Annotated in this window: 24 protein-coding genes and 2 pseudogenes; 17 read left to right on the top strand and 9 right to left on the bottom strand. The window is 64.9% G+C overall.

Translation table 11 applies throughout. From position 1 onward, the window contains the following. Positions 1–108 precede the first annotated feature (108 nt). Positions 109–1,233 (top strand): FAD-dependent oxidoreductase, encoded by a 1,125-nt coding sequence (locus NA5_RS18105; protein ID WP_062987499.1) that lies wholly within the window; start codon positions 109–111, stop codon positions 1,231–1,233. A gap of 228 nt (positions 1,234–1,461) precedes the next feature. On the opposite strand, the gene NA5_RS18100 is transcribed toward NA5_RS18105, so the two are convergent. Then, positions 1,462–1,830, bottom strand: a complete 369-nt coding sequence (locus NA5_RS18100; RefSeq protein ID WP_062987497.1) for a VOC family protein — start codon at positions 1,828–1,830, stop codon at positions 1,462–1,464. A 62-nt stretch (positions 1,831–1,892) separates the two neighbouring features. On the opposite strand from NA5_RS18100, the gene NA5_RS18095 reads away from it, so the two are divergent. The 6 genes and pseudogenes from NA5_RS18095 (at position 1,893) to NA5_RS18080 (ending at position 6,841) form a co-directional block, all read left to right on the top strand. Next, positions 1,893–2,351, top strand: a complete 459-nt coding sequence (locus NA5_RS18095) for a MarR family winged helix-turn-helix transcriptional regulator (RefSeq protein ID WP_062987495.1) — start codon at positions 1,893–1,895, stop codon at positions 2,349–2,351. 127 nt (positions 2,352–2,478) lie between these two features. Continuing rightward, a pseudogene (locus tag NA5_RS42250) lies at positions 2,479–2,637 on the top strand (helix-turn-helix domain-containing protein); the annotation flags it as partial. Positions 2,638–2,938: 301 nt separating this feature from the next. After that, positions 2,939–3,436, top strand: coding sequence for a MarR family winged helix-turn-helix transcriptional regulator (locus tag NA5_RS18090; protein ID WP_062987493.1), 498 nt, complete (start codon positions 2,939–2,941; stop codon positions 3,434–3,436). Positions 3,437–3,473: 37 nt separating this feature from the next. Continuing rightward, positions 3,474–4,985 (top strand): annotated as a pseudogene (locus NA5_RS43220) (MDR family MFS transporter); the annotation flags it as partial. A 48-nt stretch (positions 4,986–5,033) separates the two neighbouring features. Next, complete coding sequence (locus tag NA5_RS43215) at positions 5,034–6,020, top strand: MSCRAMM family protein (RefSeq protein ID WP_245672278.1); 987 nt, start codon at positions 5,034–5,036, stop codon at positions 6,018–6,020. Next, positions 6,020–6,841, top strand: coding sequence for a YceI family protein (locus tag NA5_RS18080; RefSeq protein WP_062987491.1), 822 nt, complete (start codon positions 6,020–6,022; stop codon positions 6,839–6,841). Before NA5_RS43215 ends, NA5_RS18080 begins: the two co-directional genes overlap by 1 nt. 318 nt (positions 6,842–7,159) lie before the next feature. Here the strand turns inward: NA5_RS18080 and NA5_RS18075 are convergent, their stop codons facing one another. Next, entirely contained in the window at positions 7,160–7,363 is a 204-nt protein-coding gene (locus tag NA5_RS18075; protein ID WP_062987488.1) for a cold-shock protein, read from the bottom strand. A 268-nt stretch (positions 7,364–7,631) separates the two neighbouring features. On the opposite strand from NA5_RS18075, the gene NA5_RS18070 reads away from it, so the two are divergent. The 3 genes from NA5_RS18070 (at position 7,632) to NA5_RS18060 (ending at position 9,074) form a co-directional block, all read left to right on the top strand. Further along, entirely contained in the window at positions 7,632–8,021 is a 390-nt protein-coding gene (locus NA5_RS18070) for a DUF2267 domain-containing protein (protein ID WP_062987487.1), read from the top strand. Beyond that, positions 7,945–8,415 (top strand): metallothionein, encoded by a 471-nt coding sequence (locus tag NA5_RS43575; protein ID WP_503826376.1) that lies wholly within the window; start codon positions 7,945–7,947, stop codon positions 8,413–8,415. Before NA5_RS18070 ends, NA5_RS43575 begins: the two co-directional genes overlap by 77 nt. Positions 8,416–8,477: 62 nt before the next feature. Beyond that, the gene (locus tag NA5_RS18060; protein WP_062987556.1) at positions 8,478–9,074 is read left to right on the top strand and encodes an MBL fold metallo-hydrolase; all 597 of its coding nucleotides are present in this window, start codon (positions 8,478–8,480) and stop codon (positions 9,072–9,074) included. Between the two features lie 30 nt (positions 9,075–9,104). Here NA5_RS18060 and NA5_RS18055 read toward each other — a convergent pair whose 3' ends face one another. Then, the gene (locus NA5_RS18055) at positions 9,105–9,866 is read right to left on the bottom strand and encodes a nuclear transport factor 2 family protein (RefSeq protein WP_062987485.1); all 762 of its coding nucleotides are present in this window, start codon (positions 9,864–9,866) and stop codon (positions 9,105–9,107) included. Between the two features lie 58 nt (positions 9,867–9,924). Between NA5_RS18055 and NA5_RS39335 the strand changes: the two genes are divergently transcribed. From NA5_RS39335 to NA5_RS18040, 3 genes are all read left to right on the top strand, one after another. Continuing rightward, positions 9,925–10,521 (top strand): TetR/AcrR family transcriptional regulator, encoded by a 597-nt coding sequence (locus NA5_RS39335; RefSeq protein WP_084484224.1) that lies wholly within the window; start codon positions 9,925–9,927, stop codon positions 10,519–10,521. A gap of 889 nt (positions 10,522–11,410) precedes the next feature. Further along, positions 11,411–11,677, top strand: coding sequence for a hypothetical protein (locus NA5_RS18045; RefSeq protein ID WP_062987481.1), 267 nt, complete (start codon positions 11,411–11,413; stop codon positions 11,675–11,677). 251 nt (positions 11,678–11,928) lie between these two features. Next, positions 11,929–13,107: a lipase family protein gene (locus NA5_RS18040; RefSeq protein WP_062987479.1), complete on the top strand. Its 1,179-nt coding sequence runs from the start codon at positions 11,929–11,931 to the stop codon at positions 13,105–13,107. Between the two features lie 270 nt (positions 13,108–13,377). Here the strand turns inward: NA5_RS18040 and NA5_RS18035 are convergent, their stop codons facing one another. The 4 genes from NA5_RS18035 to NA5_RS18020 all read right to left on the bottom strand — a co-directional run bounded on the left by NA5_RS18035 (position 13,378) and on the right by NA5_RS18020 (position 16,925). Then, the gene (locus NA5_RS18035; RefSeq protein ID WP_062987477.1) at positions 13,378–13,974 is read right to left on the bottom strand and encodes a hypothetical protein; all 597 of its coding nucleotides are present in this window, start codon (positions 13,972–13,974) and stop codon (positions 13,378–13,380) included. Between the two features lie 93 nt (positions 13,975–14,067). Then, positions 14,068–14,343, bottom strand: coding sequence for a hypothetical protein (locus tag NA5_RS18030; protein ID WP_062987476.1), 276 nt, complete (start codon positions 14,341–14,343; stop codon positions 14,068–14,070). Positions 14,344–14,548: 205 nt separating this feature from the next. After that, entirely contained in the window at positions 14,549–16,189 is a 1,641-nt protein-coding gene (locus NA5_RS18025; RefSeq protein WP_084484223.1) for a GMC oxidoreductase, read from the bottom strand. 259 nt (positions 16,190–16,448) lie between these two features. After that, the gene (locus tag NA5_RS18020) at positions 16,449–16,925 is read right to left on the bottom strand and encodes a GNAT family N-acetyltransferase (protein WP_169811321.1); all 477 of its coding nucleotides are present in this window, start codon (positions 16,923–16,925) and stop codon (positions 16,449–16,451) included. Positions 16,926–17,200: 275 nt separating this feature from the next. On the opposite strand from NA5_RS18020, the gene NA5_RS18015 reads away from it, so the two are divergent. Then, positions 17,201–18,580, top strand: coding sequence for a lipase family protein (locus tag NA5_RS18015; RefSeq protein WP_062987470.1), 1,380 nt, complete (start codon positions 17,201–17,203; stop codon positions 18,578–18,580). A 117-nt stretch (positions 18,581–18,697) separates the two neighbouring features. Here the strand turns inward: NA5_RS18015 and NA5_RS18010 are convergent, their stop codons facing one another. Beyond that, positions 18,698–19,840: an LLM class flavin-dependent oxidoreductase gene (locus NA5_RS18010; RefSeq protein ID WP_062987554.1), complete on the bottom strand. Its 1,143-nt coding sequence runs from the start codon at positions 19,838–19,840 to the stop codon at positions 18,698–18,700. 180 nt (positions 19,841–20,020) lie between these two features. Here NA5_RS18010 and NA5_RS18005 point away from each other — a divergent pair, with 180 nt between their 5' ends. Continuing rightward, positions 20,021–21,238 carry an acyl-CoA dehydrogenase family protein gene (locus NA5_RS18005; RefSeq protein ID WP_062987468.1) on the top strand — a complete coding sequence of 406 codons (1,218 nt, stop codon included), beginning with the start codon at positions 20,021–20,023 and terminating at the stop codon, positions 21,236–21,238. Then, positions 21,235–22,665, top strand: coding sequence for an LLM class flavin-dependent oxidoreductase (locus NA5_RS18000; RefSeq protein WP_062987466.1), 1,431 nt, complete (start codon positions 21,235–21,237; stop codon positions 22,663–22,665). Before NA5_RS18005 ends, NA5_RS18000 begins: the two co-directional genes overlap by 4 nt. Here the strand turns inward: NA5_RS18000 and msrC are convergent. Continuing rightward, on the bottom strand, positions 22,662–23,147 hold the full coding sequence (gene msrC / locus NA5_RS17995; RefSeq protein ID WP_062987464.1) for a free L-methionine (R)-S-oxide reductase MsrC: 486 nt from the start codon (positions 23,145–23,147) through the stop codon (positions 22,662–22,664). The genes NA5_RS18000 and msrC overlap by 4 nt on opposite strands. A 124-nt stretch (positions 23,148–23,271) precedes the next feature. Here msrC and NA5_RS17990 point away from each other — a divergent pair, with 124 nt between their 5' ends. Further along, on the top strand, positions 23,272–24,645 hold the full coding sequence (locus NA5_RS17990; protein WP_062987462.1) for a styrene monooxygenase/indole monooxygenase family protein: 1,374 nt from the start codon (positions 23,272–23,274) through the stop codon (positions 24,643–24,645). Positions 24,646–24,762: the final 117 nt, after the last annotated feature.

The raw sequence follows: 24,762 nt of genomic DNA, 5'->3' as shown, positions 1-24,762 counted from the left end.
GGGAGCGGCGGGCATGCCGGAACTCTACCTTGACACGATCTAAGTTCGTTATATAGAACTTAGATCGTAATAACGAACTTAGTTCGTATCGATGTTCGCGGAGGTGTGATGCGAGTTTCCGTTGTCGGAGCCGGGCTGGGAGGTCTGGCGCTCGCGCAGGGCCTTCGTGGTGCCGGGGTCGAGGCCGATGTGTTCGAACGTGACCCGGGGATTGTCGCGCGGTTCCAGGGCTATCGGCTCGTGCTGAACCCAATCGGTTTTCAGGCGCTGCGCGACTGCCTGCCGACGCGCTGGCACCCGGTGCTGGACGAGATCGTCATGGACGCCTCCGCCGAGCAGCTGATCCTGGACCCGCAATTGAACGAGACCGGCAGGCTCGGCGCGAGCCGGACCGGCATCGTCGTCGACCGCCAAGTGCTACGACACCTGCTGCTGACCGGCCTGACCGTGCACACCGACGCCGCACTCACCGGCTACGACGTTCTGGCAGGCGGCAAAGTCCGAGCCCAGTTCGCCCGCCGCGACCCGGCCACCGCCGACCTGCTCGTCGGCGCAGACGGCATCACCTCCGCGGTCCGCGGGGTGCTGTCGCCGCAGACCACCCCGACCGACACCGGCGTCCGGTTCGTCATCGGCCGCACCCCACTGACCGACGAGTTCCTCGGCCTGTCCAAGGCCTACGGCTCGAAGATCACCGGTGACGGCGTCAGCCTGCTGCTGGGCGCGATGCGCTTCCGTACCCCGCCCAAGCAGGCCGCCGAACACCTGGCCCCCGAAGTCTCACTGCCTGACATCGGCGACTACGTGCGCTGGGCCATGATCCTGCCGCCCAACGGTTCGCTGGCGGACCTGACCGCGCAGGACGCGGTCCTGTCCAGGATGCAAGGTTGGCACCCGCAGCTGCGCACGCTGATCGAACAGGCCGACCCGGACAACAGCACGCTGCTGTCCATCCGGGTGGTCGAGCCCGGCCGGCGCTGGGCGCCCGGCCCCGTCACGCTGCTCGGCGACGCGATCCACGCCACCTCCCCGACCGGCGGCAACGGCGCGAACACCGCGCTGCGCGATGCCGATCTGCTGCGCCGCTGCCTGATCGAGGTCATCGAAGACCGCCAGGACCTGCACAGCGCGGTCGACGACTACGAGCGGCAGATGTTCGACTACGGCGCCGAGGCCGTGCGCAGCAGTCTCGAGAAGCTGCCCGCCTTCGCCCCGGAAGCGAAACTGTCCTGAGCCGAAATTTCCGGTCAACTGCGTCAGGATTCACCGATGTAGCCACCTCGGACAGTGGCGCGGGCCCTCAGGCGCGTTTCGCGTCGATATGGCGCGGGGTTTCCTGCAGGGCGCTGACCTCGCCGAGCCACTGGCGTTGACGAGCCTCGTCGAGGCGGGCGCATTCTCGAGTCTCCGGCGCAACCGCGGTCTGCGGGGGCCGGTGATCGTCCGGTGGCGTTTGGCCTATCAGGCGCGGTCGTGGAGAGTGACCTGGTAGCCGTCGGGGTCGGCGAAGGTGAACGTCCGACCGAAGGGGCCGTCGATCGGTGCGGAGACGATGGTGTGACCGTCGGTGACGAGAGCATCGTGAATGGCCTGGACGTCTGTGGCGTGGAGCCAGATCGCGGCACCGATGCCGGGCTGAGCAACGGACGCGAGATCGGTGCCGGGTACGACGTCGCGGAGTGCGAACGCGATCGGCTTCGTCTCGAAGACGACGGCGTGCGGAGGTCCGTTCTGCGAGCGGACGAGGCCGAGGTACTGCTCGTAAAACGCCTGCGAAGCGTCGAGGTCGCGCGCCTGGAGCGAGATGAAGTCAGGGCCGGTGACGGGCATGATGATGCTCCTTAGTCGGTGTCAGTTTTCTGACACAGACCAAGCTATGTCAGAGTACTGACATGAGTCAAGACGGTGTCGGCATCGACCTACAGACGTCACTGGGCTACCTGCTGAAAGAGGCGTCGAGCGCCCTCCGCGTAGCCATGGAGGAGGTGCTGCGGCCGCTCGGGATGAGCGTGACTCACTACTCCTGCCTCGAGCTGCTGGCTCAACGACCGGGCCTGTCGAACTCCGAGCTCGCCCGGGGCGCGTTCGTGACACGGCAGACGATGAACGTGCTGCTTCAGGCCCTGGAACGAGACGGCTACGTGACCAGGCCTGCGGAGGCGCCCGTCGGGAAGGTTCTTCCCACGCGGCTCACGCCTCGTGGACGACGAAGCCTCGAGAAGGCGACCGTAGCGGTCCGGTCTGTCGAGGTCAGAATGCTGGCCGACCTGACCGAGACCGAGCAGTCAGACGCGGTCCGGATCCTGCGGAGCATGATCCATTCCCTGCGCGATGGCAGCGACGGTGCATAGCTCGTTCCCCGGCGCACGTCTCGTCGCGCCCGGATTGTCGGCGGAAAACTGAGCGCCACGCGGCAACTCAAAACGGACCATCTGGTCGGTGACTCTGGCTCTATCCGGGCCAGGGAGGACCGAAGGGGTGCTCGCTGTGGAGGATTGGGCTGAGATTCGTCGTTTGCGCCGGTCGGAGCGCATGCCGATCCAGGCGATCGCCCGGCTGATGGGCGCGCCCCGCAACACCGTGAAGCGGACCCTCGCTGCGGACGGGCCGCCGAAGTACCAGCGCCCGCCCAGCGGCGTTTGCCGGTGGCGATGTCCTCGGCTCAGACGATTCGTCCGAGCGCTTTGGGAGCAACAGCTTTGTGTAGTGCGCCGTTGGTCTGGCTTTCCTGCCCTCGGCACCTTGTCGGGAAGCACGCCGCGACCGATAGCCCTCGATTTGCTCGTGTGAGGACTCGTTGGCGTGTCGTCTCGGCGACGCGCCGATGGAGGCGATGAAGTGACTGTATCTCTGTATGTCACGGCAGCTAATTGCTTAGCTCAAGTAAGTAGTATATAGTTGCATAGCACAAGCAACTAATCTCGTGCTGGGAGTGGGCATGGCAGTGTCACCGGATGCGGCTCAGAGCCTGATAAAGGAGCTCTATTTCATGGGCCGGGCGATTCGCGCTGCCCTCGCGCACCCGGAAGAGGGACACCTGCTTCCCGGCGGTGTCGGCGTGCTGGGATCTCTCGAGGCCAGGGGAGGGTGTCGGCAGGTGGATCTGGCCGCGGACTTGTGCATCAGCCCATCGACACTGAGCAGGCACGTCGCCGATCTGGTGAGTTCCGGCCACATTGCCCGCCATGCCGATCCCAGGGACGGCCGAGCCACCCTCATCCAAATCACCGACCAAGGACGCGATCTGCTGCGGCGCATCCGAGTATCGCGGGCTCGGGGACTGCAGGCTGCTCTCGCCGATTGGAGCGAGGAGGAAGCCGAGCAGGCCGCCATGTTTGTTCAGAAGCTCAGGAATTCACTGGCCGCAGTCGCGCACCACACCGGGGTGTGCGAGGGCGAGCCGGTCGCGACGGAGAGTCAGGAAGTGGATGTCTAATTCAGTCGATGCGGGGACGCGGCGCGAGCCGGGCGCGATGACCCATCGTCAGGTCCTGGAAGCCCTGACCGGGCTGCTGGCAGCGTTGTTCACGGCGCTACTCAGTACCACGATCGTCTCGACCGCGCTGCCCACGATCATCGGCGATCTGCAGGGGTCGCAGACCGCATACGCCTGGGTCATCACCACGGCGCTGCTGGCCAACGCCGCGTCCACCCCGATCTGGGGCAAGTTCGCCGATCTGTTCAATAAGAAACTGCTGGTCCAGTCGGCCATCGTCATCTTCGTCGTCGGCTCGGTCATCGCCGGACTCGCCCACAACGTGCCGGTGCTGTTGGTCGCGCGTGTCATCCAGGGCATCGGCATGGGCGGGTTGACCGCACTGGTCGTGGCGATCATCGGCTCCATCGTCGCGCCGCGCGAACGCGGTCGGTACTCGGGCTACATGGGTGCGGTAATGGCGGTATCGATGTCGGGTGGGCCGATCCTCGGCGGTGTCATCGTCGACAGCCCGCTCGGCTGGCGCTGGTGCTTCTTTGTGTGCGTGCCGATCGCGGTGATCGCGCTGGTGCTGCTGCAGCGAACGCTGCGGCTGCCCACCGAGCGCAAGGACGGAGTGTCGATCGACTGGCTCGGTGCGGCGCTGCTGACCGCCGGTGTTTCGGTGCTGCTGATCTGGGTGTCCTTCGCCGGGAAGGCGAACTACTACCCCTGGATCTCCTCGGAGTCGGCGCTCTACGTCGGTGCGGGTGTGCTGCTGCTGATCGCGACCGTGTGGGTCGAATCCCGCGCCAAGTCGCCGATCATCCCGCTGCCGATCGTCACCGAACGCACCACCGGTCTGGCGATCATCGCCTCGATCGCCGTCGGTGTCGGCATGTTCGGTGCGACCACCTTCCTCGGTCAGTATTTCCAGACCGCACGCGGCTACTCACCGACCGTGGCCGGTGTCCTGACCATCCCGCTGGTAGCGGGCATGCTCGTCGCCTCGGTCGGCTCCGGCCAGCTGATCACCCGGTTCGGCAAGTGGAAGGGCTTCGTTGTCAGCGGCGGTGCGCTGCTGGTGGTCGGGTTCGGGCTGCTGTCCACGATCGACCACGCGACCAACCTGTGGCTGGTCGGCAGCTACATCGCCGTTGTCGGGCTCGGGGTCGGCATGATGATGCAGAACCTGGTGCTGGCCGTGCAGAACACGGTGAGCGTGCACAACATCGGCGCGGCATCCAGTAGCGTCGCCTTCTTCCGCACCTTCGGCGGCGCCATCGGGGTCTCGGTCCTGGGCTCGGTGCTGGCGACTCGCGTGAGCGAGCTTTCGGCAGAAGGTTTCGCCAGGCTCGGCATTCCGACCAGGTCCTCCGGCGGCAGCAACCTGAATCTGGATGCGTTGCCGACCCCGATAGCCACGATCGTGCGCGTCTCCTACGGCGACGCGACCGGCCGGATCTTCCTGATCGCCGCCGCCGCGACGGTCGTCGCCCTCATCGCGACCATCCTGCTTCCGAACCGTCCACTGCGCCGCACGATCGACATCGACCCGAACCTCGACCCGAACCCGAAAAAGACTGTGTCGCAGGACGATCCGACCGTCGGGGACGATATGGCGGCACTGGATGCCGAACTGGCTGCATTCGCGGAGTCGAGCTGGGACGAAGCCCAACTCCGGGAAGGCGCCGAGCGGGTCTTCTCCGAGCCTGAACCGGTGTCGGCCGCGTCGGTCAATGGGCATGCGCCGGTAGAACAGAACGGTCGTGTGTACCGGGTCCATGCGTCGTCACAGACCGGTCGGGCGAATGATGGCTCGTCCGGCTCGGACACCGGTGGTGGGGCATTGGGTGGTCGTGTCCATCGTGAGGACGGTCGTCCGGTGTCGGGTGCGGTGTTGACGTTGATCGAGCCGGGTGGCCGTCAGGTCGCGCGGGCGAGCAGTGCTGTTGATGGTGGCTATGCGATCACTGCGCCGGAGCCGGGCGGCTATGTGTTGATCGTGTCGGCGATCGGACACCAGCCGACCGCGGTCAATGTGTCGGTCGGTCAACGCTCCCAGCGACTGGATCTGACCTTGGTGGGTTCCGGTGAGTTGTCGGGTGTGGTCCGTACCGCGGGTCACGGTGTGCCGTTGTCGGGTGCCATCGTCACGTTGACCGATTTGCGTGGTGAGGTGGTCGGGTCGGCTGTCACGGGCGGCGACGGCACCTACGTATGTCATGGTGTGGTGTCGGGTGTCTACACCTTGGTCGCGGTCGCTGAGCATATGCGCCCCAGTGCCACCACGTTGACGGTGCCCGACAGTGGCGTGTTGCGTCATGACATCGAATTGGCTGCGATGGCAGTGCTTTCCGGGGCCGCCTGGGCAGACGGCAGGGCGGTGCCGGATGTGCTGGTGAGTGTGCTCGACGCCGCAGGTGAGGTGGCCGCGACGGCACGCACCGACGAGAACGGCTGTTATGTCGTAACCGATCTGCTCGAAGGGCAATACACCGTCGTCGCTCGCGGCTATCCGCCGGTGACCGGACAGGTCACTGTGTCCGGTGGCGAGGTCGCCTACGATGTGCGTCTCGGTTACGACGAGTCTGGGGATCGTTGATGAGTGGGTTGACCGGTCGTATTTGCACTGCGCAGGGGTGGCCGGTACCGGATGCGGTGTTGACGGTGACGGATATGAGCGGGCGCCAGATCGCCCGCGCGGTCGTCGACGAGACCGGGGCAGTGGGAACCGAGCTGTTGCCCGCGGGTGTACATACCGCGGTGCTCACTGCTGTCGGGTTCGAGCCGGTGGCGCGGACCGTGCAGATCTCCTCGGTGGGGACGGGTGTGCTCGGTGAGGTGGTGTTGGTGCCGGTCATGGGGGCGATGGCGCTGCCGCCGCCGGGGCCGTGGACGATCGATCCGGTGCATTCGACGGTGATCGCGACTGTTCGTCATCTGGGTATCGCGAGTATCAAGGCCCGATTCGCGGAGCTGAGCGGGCGGCTCGATATCGCTGAGCCGTTCGAGCGGTCGACCGGACATGCGGAGATCAATGCGGCGAGTATCGATACCGGTATCTCGATGCGTGACGATCACCTGCGCTCGCCGGAGTTCTTGGAAGTCAACAGTTATCCGCTGATCACCTTCACCGGCAGCGGGTTTCGTCGCACAGGGGGTGACACCTGGGTGATGCCGGGTGAGCTGAACCTGCACGGGCAGCGTCGCTCGGTCGATCTCGAGGTGACCTATGGTGGGTTCGGAGCGGATCCGTGGGGTGGTGTGCGCGCTGCGTTCCACGCCGAAACACTCTTGCACCGCAATGATTTCGCGATCGACTACAACGCGGTCGTGCGCGCGGGAGTGGCCGCCGTCGGCACCTCCGTCAAACTCGATCTCGACATCGAAGTCGTACAAGGCGAGCAGCTCCCAGCAATCTAGATAACTGCCGCCGCCACGGAATCGCGCGGTCGGCCGCGAGGACGCCACGTTGTCCGAAACCAGCTCGCAAACCGCGCGGTTGCCTGGGAGTCTGCGGCGAGATGCGTTGTGAAGATCCGGTAGTGCCGAACCGGTGCGTCGGCGCGGCATCGAGCAAGGTCGCATCACCTGATGCGAGGCCGTTCCTTCCGGCGCGCACTAACCCGAATCAGGTGACACTGCCGCTTGATGCGCGGTCGTTCACGGCGTGAGAACCGCTATGTGAACGAGAAAGGCCCCGCACCTCGATGGTGCGGAGCCTCTTCAAGTCACGCTGAATCAGATAGCGCGGACATCCTGGGCCTGCGGACCCTTCTGGCCCTGGCCTACCTCGAATTCCACGCGCTGGCCCTCTTCGAGGGACTTGAAACCTGACCCGCCGATAGCCGAGTAATGCACGAAGACGTCAGGGCCGCCTCCGTCTTGAGCGATAAAGCCGAAGCCTTTTTCACCGTTGAACCACTTCACACTGCCTTGAGCCATGTTATTTACAACTTCTTTTCTGTAGGTGAGCCGTGCAGATCGCTTCGATAAGCCCGGTCTCAACAGACAACTATGCCATGAGGCGCAGAATTCACACCTCCGGGGCTCGTATACCGAGGGCTCGGCATGGGTCGGCTGGAGTCACGAGGCCTGAAATATGCTTGGTGGTAGTGCCCAGACAGGCGGCCAGGTTTTGCGACCGGGTGGATGTGCGGCCGCGACGTGGGGTCCGAAATCTGTACGCAACCGATTCGGGACGGGAGGAATCATGAACGAAGATCAGTTGGTATCCGCGGTTCGCAGCACTGCGCAGATCGATGATGTCGACGAGGGCGCTCTGGCGATCCGGGCCACCCTGCAGGTGCTCGGTCAGCGGATCACGGGTGGTGAGACCAAAGACCTCGCATCACAGCTGCCGAAGACCTTTGCCGAGGCCTTGCCGCAGACCGGCGCGGGGGAGCGCTTCGCGATCGACGAATTCTATCGACGGGTGGCCACCGCTGAAGGCGGAGAACACACCGAGCAGCAGGCGCGCAGGCATTCTCGGGCCGTTATGGCCGCTTTGAAGGTGGCGATGCCACATGAATTCGACCATATTGCGGCGCAATTGCCCGCCGACTACGCCGACCTGCTCGGCACCGAACCCGTCCAGCACTGAACCGGATGCCGATGTGCTGACCGGGCTGGTATTCGTCATCGCCGGATGGAACGGTGGCCACCTCGGTGGCGGCACCGACGTGACCACCGCGCCACGGTCATGCGCACATAACCGAGAAGTAGAGACGTGGTGCCGGTTCCGCGGAGTAGCCTACGGTTGCATGAGCGCATGCGAGGTTTGCGGTAACGAATACGCTATGCCGATCGTCGTCGAGGCTCAGGGAAAACGGCATGTCTTCGACTGCTTCGAATGTGCGATCCACCGCATGGCACCTATCTGCGAGCACTGCGAGTGCAAGATCATCGGCCACGGCGTGGAAGCAGATGGTCGATTCTTCTGCTGCGTGCACTGCGCGGTGTCCGAGGGGGCCAGAGGCCTGGTCGACCACGTGTGACGGCGGTGCTGTCCCGGGACCGACGGTTCTTCCTGTTTCCCGGCGCAGCAGCGTTCAGTCGCATGGAATCTGAGCTGCTCGGTGTGGGGGCGATGAACTCGCCGCGGTACCGTCCCGCCGGGCTGCTGGTGTCCTCCTCTAGGTCGCGGATCATGTTCGACGGCGGACCGGGGGCCGAGCCCGGCGGCCGTATCGACGCCTGGCTGCTCACCGACGACCGTGCCGAGCTCATCGCGCAGATACGCCGCCTTGCGAGGGCTTACGACACCGAACCCGCAGTCGGCTCTTACAGTGCTCGAGCACTGCGGGTCGACCCGTGCCCTGTCGTGCACACCAGCCATCCCACCTGTGGCTATCTCATCTCCTGCGGCAGGCGTCGGGTGGTGTGGGCACCCGAGTTCTGGCAGTTCCCACTGTGGGCGGCTGGTGCGGATCTGATGTTCGCCGATGCCGCGGGCTGGACTCGGCCGATTCGTTTCGCGCACAACGTCGGCGGGCACGCCGCGGTGTGCGACACCGCCCGCCGCGCCCGGGAAAATGGTGTTCGACGACTGGTTTTCGCTCACATCGGCCGCCCGTCGATCCGTGCCATCGACCGTGGCGCCGTCCCGGAATTCGGCGAGTGGGGAGTCCAAGGCCGGATCTACCGCCTCCGCTGAAGAAACACCGCCCGGCGGCGAGCGCGGGTTTCAGCGCGGCAGGATGCCGCGTTCCTGGGCGGTGGCTCGGTTGAGTCGCGTCGATACGCGGGTGGCGAGAGCGGCGCCGCGCATCAACCATCGGAAGCTCCTGGATGATGGTCCTGGGAGCAGTCCGGCAAGTTGCACGCCGTCGATGAGGTCGTAGAGGGTTTCGCCCTCGTACATCAGATGGTCGGAGTTGAAGTGGTATCGGTCCACCGCTGTGCATTGGATGAAGGCGCCGTTGCCGGGGATGGCGACCGCGTCGGTGCCGTAGGGGTGCAGTTTCAGTGGGCCGACGAGGTGGCCGCTGCCGTAGTAGCGGACGACCATGCGTATCTCGCCCTGCGGTGTCACGTCGAGGTAGGACTGTCCGGGGATCGGGTCGTAGCGCCAGTCGGGAATGGCATCGAAGAAGGCGAAGTTGTACTGCACGAATTGATCGAGGCCGATCATGGTGGCGCCCAACGTCGTAACGTCTTTGTAGCGCAGATCCTCGGTGTAGAGCTCGTGGTTGTAGCTCATGTCTCGGGTCTGCCAGCTCCACCAGTACTTCTTCGCCCAGTCGAGGGTCCAGGCGATGTCGAGGCCGTGCTGGTGGTAGAACTCGATCTTCTTTTCGTACTCGTCGAACCATTGCTGGGTCATTGCGGTGAGAGCCGGTTCGTCGAGGACCGTTACGGGTTCGGCCCGGTTGTTCAGGATTCGCGGTATCGGCTGCGCCAGGCGTGGCCGGCGCAGCGATTGTTGGAATTTCTCGTCGTCGAACATCGACTACTCCATCGGGAAGCAACTGGTTTCCGATCAGGGTGGTTGTTAATGTGGCGCCGTGTCAAGGAGTTACGGTGGACGGGCGGCCGAGGATCGCGTCGCCGAACGGCGAAACCGGCTCGTCGACGCCGGGGTCGAAGTGGTCGGGCGTTGCGGCGTTGCGGCGTTGGGGATGCGCGCGGTCTGTCGGGAGGCGGGGTTGAGTCAGAAGTTCTTCTACGAGAGCTTCCCGAACGTCGAGGCGCTCCTGCATGCCGTGTACGCGGCCGCCCTGTCGCGGATGGAAGACGCTGTCGCACCGGCAGTTACCTCGAATGACCTGCACGGCGTGTTCGATGCCGCCGCGCGCCTCATGGAGGCCGACCCGCGCATCTGCCGCATCCTGCTGATCGAGCCGCTCGCGGATATCGGCCTGCGGCGTCACGTGCGAGAAACCACTCCGGGAATCGCGGTGTCGGCGCTGGGTGGTCTCATCGGCGGTGCACCCGATGACCCTCTGGTCAGGATGCGGTTCTCCGCGCTGTTCGGCGCGCTGATCTCGCTGTTCGTGGAGTGGACCGAGGGAAACCTCGGCACCGACCGCCGCGCCTTCGTCGATCACGTCACCGAGGTGGCCAAGCAGCTGGTTGGTCCGGAGGGCGGTGTCGGCCGCTGAATGGACACGTCGCGATGGCATCGGCGGTAAGCGCCGAACCATCGGCCAGCCCGCCCCGACGTCGGCCAGCGCGTCTTCGCGCGGCGGAGCCGCGGACTGTGCCCAGCGCGGCAGCCGCATGGCGAATCCGCTCCGAATGCCCGACCGACCCGCCAGCCGACGCACCGCCTCGGCCCGCTGCTGTTCCGCGATATGTTGGCGTGCATAGGGATTCGGCGCGTCATCGGTCAGAAAGAATGCCAGTGTCTGCACGATGGGTACCGGATCATCGGCGGCCAGCGGCTTGGCGAAGTCCAAGTCGTAGACCATATCGCCGAACTTCGCCAGATGGTCGCGGAACCGAATCCCGAACTTCTTCGCCCTCGGTCTCGGCTGTACCGTCGGCGAGCGCACATGGAATCCGGGCGGCACCGGCAGCCCGCGGCCGCCGTCCGCGCCAATGACGCCCCTTTGCCGCCGACCCGTTCGAGCGTGGCCGTCGGATCGGCCATACTCATAATGAACGAAATATCTTGCGTATCAGCATTATTCATTGTGTCTTTGTCATCAGAATTCTTGATCGGCGAAATCCCCGTGCTTGCTTCCCGGTCTCGACCGGGACGCGGAGTACGTCGCGGACCGCGGCTGCCGCCTTGGCCGCTGAGCACTGCCTGAGCTGAGCATCGGGTCACCGCGCCGACGATGTGGGCCGCCATGCGGGCAGCCGCTGCACCGCGCACGAGCCTTCACTCGCCGCCGAATGCCGGGTGATCGACAACGCGGATGGGGACTGATTCCGTCCGAGGTTTCGGTACGCCCCTGGAGGGTAGCCAGCAATTCCCGGCGGAGCGCCGGTGGTTTTCCTGATGTTCGGTCGGCTGCACGGAGTTGGTTCGGAAGGAGAACCGACATGTCCCTCGCTCCGATTCTGGCCGAAGTCGCGAACCTCAATCCCGAAACTCCACCGCTGTCGGAGCGGTTGATCAGGCTGCTCGGGCTCGTCACCTGGCTGCATTGCGCGGCCACCCTCACCGGCGTGGTCTGTGTCTGCGCTCAAGCCGCCTGGGCACGCGGCCACAACAGCCCGATCAGGTTGACCACCGTGCTGCTGCGCGCCGCGCTCGCCACTGCTGTGGTGGTGAGCGCTGGCATATTGCTGGAATCCATAATCCGGTAGCCGCTTGGGTAGCAACGCCGCGACCGTGCCGCCCACCGTTGCGCCGCTGAGGTTTGCTTATGATGCGTGCGCAGTGCTATTTTCCCAGCCCATCGGCTATTTACAGCCTATCGCTGAATGTTTGCCGATAAGGTCGCACGTGAGCTCGGACTTGCTGGTCAAACGAATGCCGTGAACTACCCATGGAGGTCATGGTCTTGACTCGTCGGTTTCTTCGCTTTCTCTGCAGGCGCAGCGGTTCGGTCCGGGTCATGAGCGCGCTCGGTAGCGCGGCACTCGGGCTGGCGCTGGCGACGACCGCAACCGCGGAACCGTTGTATCCGCAGCCCGATCCAGACCCGTTCTTCGCCGCCCCGGCGGATCTCGCATCGCACCGGCCCGGTGATGTGCTCGCCGTGCGGGCAATGCCACCCGTGGTCCTGTTTCCCGGCGCCACGGTCACGCTGGTCGCATTCCGGTCCACTAACTCGCACGGTGCGCCGATCGCCGCCACTACCACGGTTCTGACTCCCATCGGCCACCAGCCCGACGCGCCGATGCTGTCGTTTCAGCACTTCATCAATGCGCTCGGCACCGCCTGCGCGGTATCGCACCAGCTCTACAGCGGCGATCCGAATCTGGTGACGACGGCGTCGATGTTGAACACGGCGCTGGCGCAGGGCTGGAGCGTCGCGCTGCCGGATCATCTCGGCCCGAACTTCGCTTTCGGGGCGGCGCGTTTGGGCGGCCAGATCGTCTTGGACGGTGTACGCGCAGTGAAACGGCTGCCTGAACTCGCCGTGCAGCACAGCCGGGTTGTGCTGGCCGGTTACTCCGGCGGCGGCATGGCCACCGGATGGGCGGCTGCGATGCAGCCGTCGTATGCGCCGGAACTAGAACTCGAGGGCGCGGCCATCGGCGGCGCCCCGATGAACATCGAGAAGATGGCGGAGGCGGTGGGCATGGAGGCGCACCCGGCCTTCGGGCTGGCCATGGCGGCGGCGATCGGCCTGGAGCGGGAGTATCCCGACCGGATGCCGGTGAGCGCGTATCTCAACAAGCGCGGCCTGGCGATCCGAGATGCCATGGCCAACAGTTGCACCAACCAGATCCTCGCCACTGGTGTCGGCGGCAGTGCAGCCGAATACCTCGCAAGCAGCCCTACCGCTGCGTTCCCTGAGGCTCGGGCGGTGTTGCGGGAGAACAGCCTGGAGATGTATCCAGGGATTCCGGAAATACCGGTGTTCGAATGGCATTCGCCGACCGACCCCCTGATTCCGATCGACGCGATCGACCATGTCAACAGCCGCTGGTGTGCGGCCGGGGTGCGGCTGCAGACCATGGAGGTGCCCGCGTTCGAGCATCTGTCGGCCGCGGTGATCGGCGCCCCCGGGGCAATGACCTGGCTGCACGCCCGAATTGTCGGTGAGCCCGCACCCGCCACCTGCTGACGGGAGCGGCGTCGCCGCCATGCAGTTGCCGCAGCGTAGTACCTGCGGTATCGGGTTGTAGTGCGCGAAGGCGACGTGTGACACCGGATTTCGATCATCGGCGGCCCGCAATGCTTTGCGGAGCCGCCGATTTCGGTCACTCAGCCAATTTCCTGCCCGAGGTCGAAGGTGTGCGCAACCGGTGACGGTGCTGCCGTCCATTGGGACGTCGGCCTATCGCCCCTGCTCGTCGGAGTGGTGACGGGATTTCGGGATCGGCGTCGGGAAGGACTACCTCGGCGGCCAGGAGGAGTGCGGTGGGTACTGCGGGTATTGGCCGGGTGGTTGTTGGGTGGGTGGTTGCTGCCACTGCGGTGCGGTCGGGGTTCGCGGCGCGGGCGGCCGGGCCGACGCGATGATCGCCGTTATCGAAGCGCCCAGGGCGAAAAGCGCGGCGGGTATGCCGAGGGCGAAATCTTTGACCTCGGCGTAATCCGAGTGCTGCGCCGCACCGACCACGAGCGAGAGACCCGGGGCGAACAGCGTGCCCGCGGCGACGGCGGCGAGCGCACGGAAAGCGCCGTTCTTGGCACCGGCGCCGGTCACCAGGACAATGGCCGCCACCACGGCGATCACGGCACAGAGCAGGAACGGGATGTTGTCACCGAAATCGAGGTAGTCGTTGGTGAATCGCCAGATTCCGGTCAGAAGCGTGGACAGGACGAGTAGTCCAGCGGTGATCCAGTCCAGCGGCGAGGCGCCCGCCCGCGGCGGCGCAGCGAACCCGCGCGGCGGATACTCCGGTCGCTGCTGCGGATACGGGTACCCTTGCGGATTGGGGTAATTCCCTTGCGGCGGAAACGATTCGGGTTGATGTGGCGTGACCACGGCGAACTCCTTGCTGACCCCCGGGGCCGACGTGCGATCGATCAGGTCGGTCCGGCAACCATACCGAACCAGGGGCCCATGGGCCTGCCGGTCCTACGGCCCGACATATAACTGCTCGTTGGGGAGCCGCGGCAGACCGCGCCCGTCGTCCGGGATTACCGAAACCGCGTCGACGTAGTGGTGGGTCCTGTGGTCCTCGATGAACTGTTGGGCGGCGCTGGCCCGAGCTATGAAGTCCAGGATCATTCCGCGCAGGTGCACTCGCAGGTGCACGTCCGGCTCATCGGATGCTCTTGCGGTCGGCGCATCTTCCGGGGACGTGCACGCATCGCTGAGGATGGTCGACCGTGGTACGGGATGCCAGATCATCGGTTCACGCAAATTCCGAACAGCTAGTTCCTCGGTGAGGTGGTATTCCAGTATTCGTCCAAGGGCGTCAGCCGACCCTTCCCACTGCTGGTGAACGGATCAGCACTTGCAAGGCGGTGTGGCTGCCGGGGAGGTGGACCGTGCTGCCGGTGGCCCGGTCCGGATGGGGAAGAAGCTGACCGACCCCGCCCGGACCGGCCGAGCGTCATGTCAGGTCGGTGGCGATGATCTTCTCGATATTGCGTTCCGCGAGACCGGTAATCGTCAGGAAGGGATTGACGCCGGTGTTGCCAGGAATCAGCGATCCGTCGATGACGTACAGTCCGGAGTATCCATTGAGGCGGCCGTAGTTATCGGTGGCTTGGCCGAGCACGCAGCCGCCGAGAGGGTGGTAGACGAAATCGTCGCCCCAGACCTTGTAGACGCCGAAAAGATCGGTCCGATAAATCGTTCCCGCCTTGGAATTGATTGCATCGAAGACACGTTTCGCCGCATCGATCGAGGGTTGGGTGTAGGACGCCTGCCAGGACAGATCCACCCCGCCGGTGGACGCGTTGTAGGTGAACTTGGCGCGGTTGGGGTTCTTGGTGATCGCCAGATAGAGATTCACGCCGTTCTCGGTACCCGTTGGGAACGGGGCGATTTCGGCGAATACCGGACCATTCGCGTCGGCCCAGTTGTCGATGCCCATGCAGGGAATCGCGGATTGCAGCGCGCCGGTCAAATCCAGTCCGGCCCGGCCGACCATCACATTGCCGTTATTGCCCCAGCCCGCGCCGACCGAATCGGCCAGGTTGGGTAGCTTGCCCAGCGCCTTCATGGTGACAAGCAGCTTGCTGGTGCCGACACTGCCCGCCGCGAAGAAGACCTTGTCCGCGGTGACGGTCTTGGTCGCCACTGTATTGCCGAGCACGTCGATCTGGGTGATGACCACCGTGTAGCCGCTCGCGGCCGGTGCCACGCTGGTGACCTTGTGCAGCGGCGAGATGCTCAGGTTGCCGGTCGCGGCGGCTACCGCGAGATACGTCTTGTCGAGTGAGCGCTTTCCGTAGTTGTTGCCATAGATGACCTCACCGCCCAGCGCCGAGCGGGTGACGGTATTCGCCTGCTCCTTTTGCATATAGCTGAAGTCGTAGACGTTGGGCACGAATGTTGTTGTGTAGCCTGCCTTATTGGCGGTGGTGCGACTGACCCGCGCGTATTTGTAGCATTCGGCGGATTCGAACCACGCCGAGTCGACATTGTTGACGCCGAGTGCGGCCTGTGCCCGGGGAAAGTAGGTCGAATACATCGTCGTCGCATCGACCGATGGCAGGATCTGTTGGAAGTAGTCCTGTTTCGGCAGCGGTGCCATACCGCCGTTGACCAGCGAGCCGCCGCCGACCCCGCGGCCCTGATATACCCGGGTCGCCGCGAAATGCTCCGAATCGAGCACACCGGCGTCGCTCGGGCTGATATCCCGGTTGATATCGGCTCCGACGAAATAGCCGACCGGCTGCTCGGTCCTGGTCCGGAACCAATACGAGCGCTCATCCGGATTGATCATGGTGCAGAACACTTTTCCGTCCGAGCCGGGTGTATTCCAATTCTGTCCCATCTCGATCATCGCGACCTGCTTGCCCGCCTGACATAGGCGCAACGCGGCGACCGCGCCGCCGTAGCCACTGCCGATGATCAGATTCGGCACGTGATCCCCGTTGCCGATGGGTGCCGCCGACGCCTTTGCGGTCCACGCGGCCGGGCTGAGCGCCATCGCTCCGGCCGCAATTGCCGTGCCCGCCAAGAATTTCCGGCGATTCATCCCTTGGCGAACGCCGGTGTTGGCCGAGGGGCGTCGGTCGTACATGCGCGAAAACCTTCCGATGTGAGGCGTAGGAGAATGCCTCGAGTCGGCAGACTGTAACAGGTTCTAGTTGAGCAATTGAGCAAATTTCGATGTTGACGTGTCAAGCCGAAGCGGATTCTTGCGCCGCAGCTTCGATCGGTCAATAGCGTTGGCGTGCAACCAATTTCGATACAGGCTTAGACGAGGATCCGGCGATGTGTCGGAAGCGCTGCGCCGCGCTCAGCTCAACCCGTGATTTCGCGGTTGTAAAAGAACATGGTCACGAGTCCAGGTGGCGGGTGCGCAAGCGGTACTCGAACACGCCTCGCGGTTCACCTGGGCCGAAATATTCGTCGTCGTGTTCGACGAATTCGAACCCGGCCCGCTTGAACAGGTTCTCCGCGGGCTGATTGTCGGGTCGTACCGTCAGATAGACGACCTCGGCCCCATCTGTCCGGCACTGCTGCAGCATGTGGTGCAGCAGTGCCGGACCGTAGCCTTTGCCCTGGTGTTGCTCGGCCACCGCGAACGTGAACAGCAGGGCCCGGCCCGCCTTGCGCAGTGTCAGCGCATAGCCGATTACCCTGCCGTCCAGCTCGGCGACCAGCCAGTCGGATCCGTGCAGGTCGTAGAGCTGTCGCAGCATCAGATACAGGTACGGCTCGGCGAACACCGCGGCCTCGATGGCCGCGATATCTTCGATATCGGTCAAGCGTGCCTGCCGGTAGTGCGGCTGCGGCGCTCTTGCGAGTTCCATGAGCTTCCTGGTGCCGGGGCATAGGTCGTCGCGGACCACTGCACCAAGAACGATACGCGGCTGACCAGCGCCTGTGAGAACGTCGTTGGATCGGATATCACGACAGCGCGGACGATCATCAGAGGCCATTGTGCGCCAGTGCTTTTCGGAAATTTGTGTTCGGCCCGCATGTCGGACGGGCTCAGTCGTGACAAATCCAAACAGATCCGAAGTGTGATTCCGCCGCGACATAGTCTGGCCTCCGTCGGGGTGGTGTCGAATTCGGGAGGTATCGGATGTCGAGTCTCCGGACTGTCGTCGTCGCGAGCATGGTGGGTTGCTCGTTGCTGATGGGGCCGGTGCCCGCGCAGGCCGACCCGACCGAAGTCCCGGCAGCGCCTATGTCACCTGGACCGTCCGACCTGCAGCGGTGGATCGATGCTCACATCCCCGCGCCTTCGCTACCGCCCGCCGCGGCACCGCCATCCGGTGCGGTGCCCGCGGACTTGGCGGCGTTGTGGCAGGCGGTGCGGTCCGCGCCGTCGGGGGATCGGATGTTCGACGAGTGGCCGGATGGGCTCGATGGTCTGGCTCCCGGCGATATCGTCGAGTGGCGTGATGTGACGGCGACGTCCGCACCGCTGGCGATTGTGCCGATCGATCGTGCGATCCTGCTGAAGTTCCGGACGACGGACGCATCGGGCCTGCCATCCTTCGGCACTGCGACATTGGTGATTCCCGCCGCCGCGTGGACCGGTCCGGGGGATCGGCCGGTTTTGGTGAATGCCTTGCCGATCAATTCACTCGGGCTCAGCTGCACGCCGAGCTACGCGATGGCACACGGGCTGCACAGCAAGTTCAATGCCGGTGATCTGTTTCCGCCGAACACCGCCTGGGCGCTCAGCCGCGGCTATGCGGTGCTGATTCCCGACCACGAAGGTCCGTTGATGGCCTACGCCGAACCGAAGGTCGCCGGACATGTCCTGCTGGATTCCATTCGCGCGGTGCGCAATATGCTGCCGACCGCGTTCACGGACAGCCGTTTCGCGATCACCGGATATTCCGGCGGGGCGATCGCGTCGTATGCGGCCGCGATGCTGCTCGACGAGTACGCGCCGGAACTGTCGGATTCGGTGGTCGGGGCGGCCATGGGTGGGCTCGTCACCGATTATCGGATGGTCGCCAGTCGATTCAACGGCAACTCCGCGTCCGGCATTCTGCTGGTTGTCGCGCTGGCGATGAGCCGCGAGCATCCGGAGATACTCGGCTACCTGAATCATCTGGCGCAGTGGGCGGCGACCTCACCGATCAAGGACACCTGCGGGGACAGCAACGGCCCACTCGGTGTGGTCGGCGTTCCGATCGATGCCGCCGCCAATATCAGTGCCCCCTTGACCAGCGGTCTCGCTGACCGGATCTTCGGCCAACTCAGCCTGACCGACCGTAAATCGGGTGCGCCGCTCTACATCTACCACGCCGCCAGCGACATCTGGGTCCCGCACGAGAACGGCGACGATCTCTACCGCGACCAATGCCTGCGCGGCGTCCCCGCGGTGCACCGCACCGAACCCGGCGAGCACGTCATCGCCCTGTTCACCGGCTTCCCAGGGGAGATCGGTTGGATCGATGGACGTTTGCGTGGCGAGCCCGCGCCGAGCGAGTGCCCAGCGCAGTGAATGAGGCCTCTGGTGAGACACCGCTGAATGCCATTTCGCGGACCTGTGCTGATAATTTCAGCCGAGTGCTCGATGGGGAGCGCGATTGCGTCGGCTGTGACGACGCTTGTGGGGCGACTAGTGCGTTGCGGTTGCGAAAGGTGTTGCTACAGGGCCTGCTTCGGTGCGATGCGGGTGCGTCCACAGGCCGCGGCGTTCCAGGATGGGCAGCACGCCCTCGCCGAACCAGTAGGCCTCTTCGATGTGTGGGTAGCCGGAGAGGATGAAGTGAGTGATGCCGAGGTCGGCGTACTCGATCAGGCGGTCGGCGACCTCCTCGTGCGAGCCGACCAGGGCCGTGCCCGCCCCGCCGCGCACCAGACCGACGCCCGCCCACAGATTCGGCGCGATCTCCAGACGATCGGTGCGGCCGCCGTGCAGATCCAGCATGCGGCGCTGGCCTTCGGATTCGCTGCGCGCGAGACTGGCTTGCACCCGGTCGATTTCGGCGGGGTCGAGGCCGGACAGCAGTCGATCGGCGACGGCCCAGGCCTGTTCGGAGGTGTCGCGGCTGATGACGTGAATGCGTAAGCCATAGCTGAGGTCTCGGCCTTCGGCGGCGGCAAGCCCGCGAATCCAATCGAGCTTCTTGCCGACCGCGGCGGGCGGTTCACCCCAGGTGAGGTACGTGTCGGCATAGCGCGCCGCGACCGGTCCCGCGGGTCCGGAGGAGCCGCCGAAGAAGACCGGCGGGATCGGGTCCGGATGGTTGTTGAGCAGGGCATCGCGGATCTGAATGTGGGTGCCCTCGAAGCTGATCGGTTCCCGTGACTCCCACAGCTCACGTACCACGTGCAGGAATTCGGCGGTGCGCGCGTAGCGCTGTTCCTTATCGAGGAAATCGCCGTAGGCCTGTTGTTCGTGCGGTTCGCCGCCGGTCACCACATTCAGCAGCAGGCGGCCGCGGGAGTGGCGTTGGTAGGTTCCGGCCATCTGCGCGGCCAGGGTCGGGCTGAGCAGTCCGGGGCGGAACGCCACCAGGAATTTCAGCGTTTCGGTGGTTTCGACGAGCATGGCGGTGGTCAGCCAGGCGTCCTCGCACCAGGCGCCGGTCGGGGTGAGGACCGCCTCGAAACCGTTGTCTTCGGCCGCCGCGCCGATCTGGTTGAGGTAGCGCAGCGATGCCGGACGGTCGCCGGACATCGAGGTGCCATGACCACCGGCGATCAGGCCACGCGAATCGCCGTAGGTGGGCAGAAACCAATGGAACGACAGTGACATCGACAACTGCTCCTCGCGGGTTCGGATGCCGTTTTCGGGCACGGATAATCGCGATGCTGCCAGTGTGGTCGAGCCGTGTCACCGATTGGAATCTGTGTGGTTATTACCCCTACCAGGGTGTTTCGATCGCAGTGCGGATAACTGGTGAGCTGACGGGTAGGTCCGCGCGATCGTGGAGCGATGACATCCATCGAGGCGAAATCCACCACAGACTCCGACCTGGATGCGATCTTCGGGCCGATCTTCGACCGCATCGCACAGGGCGCGGTCGAGCGCGAGATCGATCGTCGGCTGCCCTTCGAGGAGGTGCGCTGGTTGCGGGCGGCCAAATTCGGTGCGTTGCGGGTGCCGGTCGAATTCGGCGGCTACGGTGTCACGGTGCGACAGCTGTTCCGGTTGCTCATCGAATTGGCGGCCGCCGAATCGAATCTGCCGCAGGCGCTGCGGGTGCACTTCTCCTTCGTGGAGGACCAGTTGCTCGCCGAACCGGGGAAGAACCGCGAGCATTGGCTGCGTGCCGCGGCCGGGGGCACGCTCGTCGGCAATGCGATCACCGAGCCGGGCGTCGGCGCGGTCGACCATTACCGCACGCGCCTGACCAAGGATGATGATCGGTGGCTGCTCAACGGCACCAAGTACTACAGCACCGGCTCGCTCTACGCGGACTACATCCTCGCGGCGGCCGATCGCGACGGTGAGCGGGTGGGCGTACTCGTCGACGCGAATGCCGACGGCGTACGCCAGCACGACGACTGGGACGGCTTCGGTCAGCGGCTGACCGCCAGCGGCACAACGGAATTCGCTGATGTCGTAGTTGAACCGGAGCGCATTCTGGGGCCGGGCTACGGCGCGCCGGGACCCACCTACGCGACTTCCTACCTGCAGTTGGTCCAGCTGTCGGTGCTCGCCGGTATCGCGAAGCGCGCCGAGCGCGATGCCCGCGAGTGGGTGGCGGCGCGCACCCGCGGCTACACCCATTCGGCCGCCGATTTGCCACGCCGGGATCCATTGGTGCAGCAGGTGCTCGGACGGCTTTCCGCCGCCGCCTTCGCCGCCGAGGCCACCGTGCTCGCCGTAGCCGACGTACTGGATAGGGTCCTCGCTGGCGGCGCACAGGACGAAGAGTCCATCGTGGCAGCGGAACTCGCCGCCGCGCAGGCGCAACTCGCGGTCATCGATGTCGTTTTGCCCGCCACCACATTGCTGTTCGAGGTGGGCGGCGCATCGGTCGTCTCCGAGCGGCTGCGGCTGGATCGGCACTGGCGCAATGCCCGCACCATCTCGGTGCACAATCCGGCCATCCAAAAGGCCAGGGCGATCGGTGATTATCTGTTGAACGGTACGCAACTGCCGTTCGCGTGGAGCGCGGGTGAGCGCAAGATCGGAGACCAGCAGTGACGCGCCGCATTCGCTTCAATGCCTTCGATATGAACTGCGTCGCGCACCAATCACCCGGTCTGTGGCGACATCCCGACGACCAGTCGCACCGGTACAAGGAACTGAGCTACTGGATCGAATTGGCAAAGCTGTTGGAGCGGGGCCGTTTCGACGGCATCTTCATCGCCGACGTGCTCGGCACCTACGACGTATACGGCGGCAACGACATCGCCGCACTGCGCCAGGGTGCCCAGATTCCGGTGGCAGACCCGCTGCTGCTGGTTTCGGCGATGGCCGCGGTCACCGAACATCTCGGCTTCGGTATCACCACCGGCACCGGCTTCGAACACCCGTATCCATTCGCGCGTCGGCTCTCCACCCTCGATCACCTCACCAACGGCCGTATCGGTTGGAATGTGGTGACCGGCTATTTGCCTTCGGCCGCACGGAATTTCGGCGCGGACGACCAGCTGGACCACGATGAGCGCTACAACCAGGCCGACGAATACCTCGAGGTGCTGTACAAGCTGTGGGAGGGCTCCTGGGAAGACGATGCGGTGGTTCGCGACGCCGCGCAGGGCGTCTACGTCGATCCGGCGAAGGTGCATCACATCGGCCATCGGGGTACGCATTATCAGGTGCCCGGCATCCATCTCTCCGAGCCGTCGCCGCAGCGGACACCGGTGATCTACCAGGCCGGTGCGTCGCCGCGCGGTGTCCGCTTCGCCGCCGAGAATGCCGAAGCGATATTCGTTGCCGGACCTTCGAAACGGATTCTGGCGCAAACCGTTTCCCGAATCCGTGACGCACTGGAAGCGGCGGGCCGGGATCGGTACTCCGCCCGCATCTACGCACTGGCGACGATCATTACCGACGCCACCGACGAGGCGGCACACGCCAAGCACGAGGAGTACCTGTCCTACGCCAGCGTCGAGGGCGGGCTGGTCTTCATGTCCGGCTGGATGGGCATCGATCTGTCGAGTTACCACTTGGACGGTCCGATCGGCCAGGTGCAGAGCAATGCCATTCAGTCCGCCGTGGCCGCCTTCCAGGAATTCGACGACGACGGCCGGGAATGGACCGTGCGGGATATCGGCCGCTGGGCCGGGATCGGCGGTATGGGACCGGTATTCGTCGGCTCAGGTGTCACTGTGGCCGACCAACTCCAGGACTGGGTCGCCGAAACCGATCTGGACGGCTTCAACTTGGCCTACGCCATCACCCCCGGCAGCTTCGAAGATATTGTGCGCCATGTGGTTCCGGTGCTGACCGAACGCGGCGCGTACGCGGCCGACTACACACCTGGCACCCTGCGAAACGCCTTGTTCGACAAGGGAGATCGGCTGCCGCAGGAGCACCGCGGCGCGCGATATCGCCTCGGTGGATCATTATCGACAGCCTTGCCCGACGCCGTTTCGCGCCCGGGCGCCACCGTCGCTGCCACTTAATCGAGCGAATTCAGGAAGGCCTGGGCGATGGATTCCAGGCCTTTCCTGTCGATATCGTCGAAGCGGCTCGGTTGTGGGCTGTCCAGATCGAAGACGCCGACAAGGATATTGTCGCGCACCAGCGGAACCACGATTTCCGAGCGTGTGTCGGCATCGCAGGCGATATGCCCCGGAAATGCGTGCACGTCGGGCACCAGTTGGGTCTTTCGGGTATCGGCGGCGGTACCGCAAACCCCTTTGCCGATGGCGATGCGCACGCAGGCCGGTTTGCCTTGGAACGGGCCGACCACCAATTCGTGCCCGTCGAAGAAATAGAAGCCGACCCAATTCACCTCGGTGAGGGCGTGGAAGACGAGCGCGGACAGATTCGCGGCATTCGCGATCCGGTCGGCCTCGCCCGCGACCAGTGCCTCGGCCTGCGCGACGAGTTGACGGTACTGTTCGGTTCGGTCACCGGTCAGTGCGGAAACAGTGAACGACATGGCTGAATCGTAGGGCAGCGATGATCGCACACGTTCGGTGCGATCGCGAATTCCAGGTCACCCCATTGATTCTCGATGATCGCAACACTGCGATCAGCGCGGCCGTGGACCGACCATGGTTGGCATGACATCGCAGAATTCCCGCTCCACCCGTTCGGCCGCGGTAATCGGCGCCGGTCAAACCCGCGTCACTGCGGCTCTAGGATTACTCGACGCCGGATTCGACGTCACGCTCTACAGCGACCGCGATCAGCGGTCATTGCGCGACGATGTACCCGCCACCGGCACCGCACTCGAATTCGGGGAGACCCAACAGGCCGAATCCGCGCTCGGTCTGGACACCTACACCGGCCGCGCCCCCCGGCATACCGGGCTCAGTGTGCGCATCGCCGGACCCGAGCGGGAGGAATTGATCCAATTCGACGGTCATTTCGACGGATATGTCGGGGTTGCCGTCGATACCCGGTTGAAGGCCGACGAACGGCTGGCCGCATTCCTGGAACACGGCGGACGTTTCGTGGTCGAGCAGGTGACCCCGGATAAACTCGACGCCATTGCCGCGGCCGCCGATCTCACGCTGGTCGCCACCGGACGCGGCGGTCTTTCCGACCTGTTCGCGATAGACCAGTCACGCACGCCTTACGACGCGCCGCAACGGTCGCTGCTCACCGTCACCGTGACCGGAATCGGCCACGACGAAAGCGTTTTCGCCCACCGCAGCCGGGCCGGTGGCGCGCACAGCGGTTTCTCGATCTTCGCCGAACAGGGTGAGGGCTGGTGGGGGCCGTATCTGCACAAGGACGCGGGTCCGAGCTGGGCCTTCCTCGGCTGGGCGCGGCCGGGCAGCGAATGGGAAAGTCGTTTCGCCGCGGCGGATTCGGCCGAATCGGCGCATCGGATCGTGCAGGACCTGTATCGCGATTTCATCGATTGGGATCTGCCCGAGGTGCTCGAAACCCGGGTGATCGCCGAGGATCCGCATTCCTGGCTCAAGGGCGCGGTCCGGCCGGTGGTCCGGTCCGGCGTCGGGCGCACCGCCGGTGGCCATGTGGTCGCCTCGCTCGGTGACACCTCGGTCGCCTACGACCCGATCGCGGGTCAGGGCGCGCAGAGCGGACTTATCCAGGCGCAGCGGCTGATCGCGGCGGCCGCCGTGCACGAGGGACCGTTCGACGAACACTGGATCAACGCGCAGTACGCGGCATTCCTGGCCGCGCGCGGGGATGCGGCGAATAAGGTCACCCGCTTATTCCTCGGCGACCCGGAATTGGCGGATATCGGCAATCAGCTCTTCGCCGCCGCCGCGGTCGATCAGCGCTTCGCGAATGCGCTCGTCGGGCTACTGCACCGCCCGCAGCCATTCCTCGGCGTCGATTCGCTCGACACAGCGGCCGAATTCATCACCGAGGTCACCGGTGCGGATGCCGAGGCGCTGCTCGGACGGTTCACACCGGCCGGTCGATTCAGTCGATCCGGTTACCGCCTGGCCAACGTCTGATCGCTACACCCATCCGATCGCACAGATTCAAACCCTCCTGTCGGTGGGCTTGCGGTGCTGGAGTGGAAGGGGCGCACGGTGCGCCCCTTCCTGGCGATAGACGGTTCCCGACATCAA

This window comes from Nocardia anaemiae NBRC 100462 (assembly GCF_001612725.1).
GTDB lineage: Bacteria > Actinomycetota > Actinomycetes > Mycobacteriales > Mycobacteriaceae > Nocardia > Nocardia anaemiae.
The sequence above is the reverse complement of the archived record's forward strand: the minus strand, read 5'-3'. Positions and strand labels throughout refer to the sequence as shown.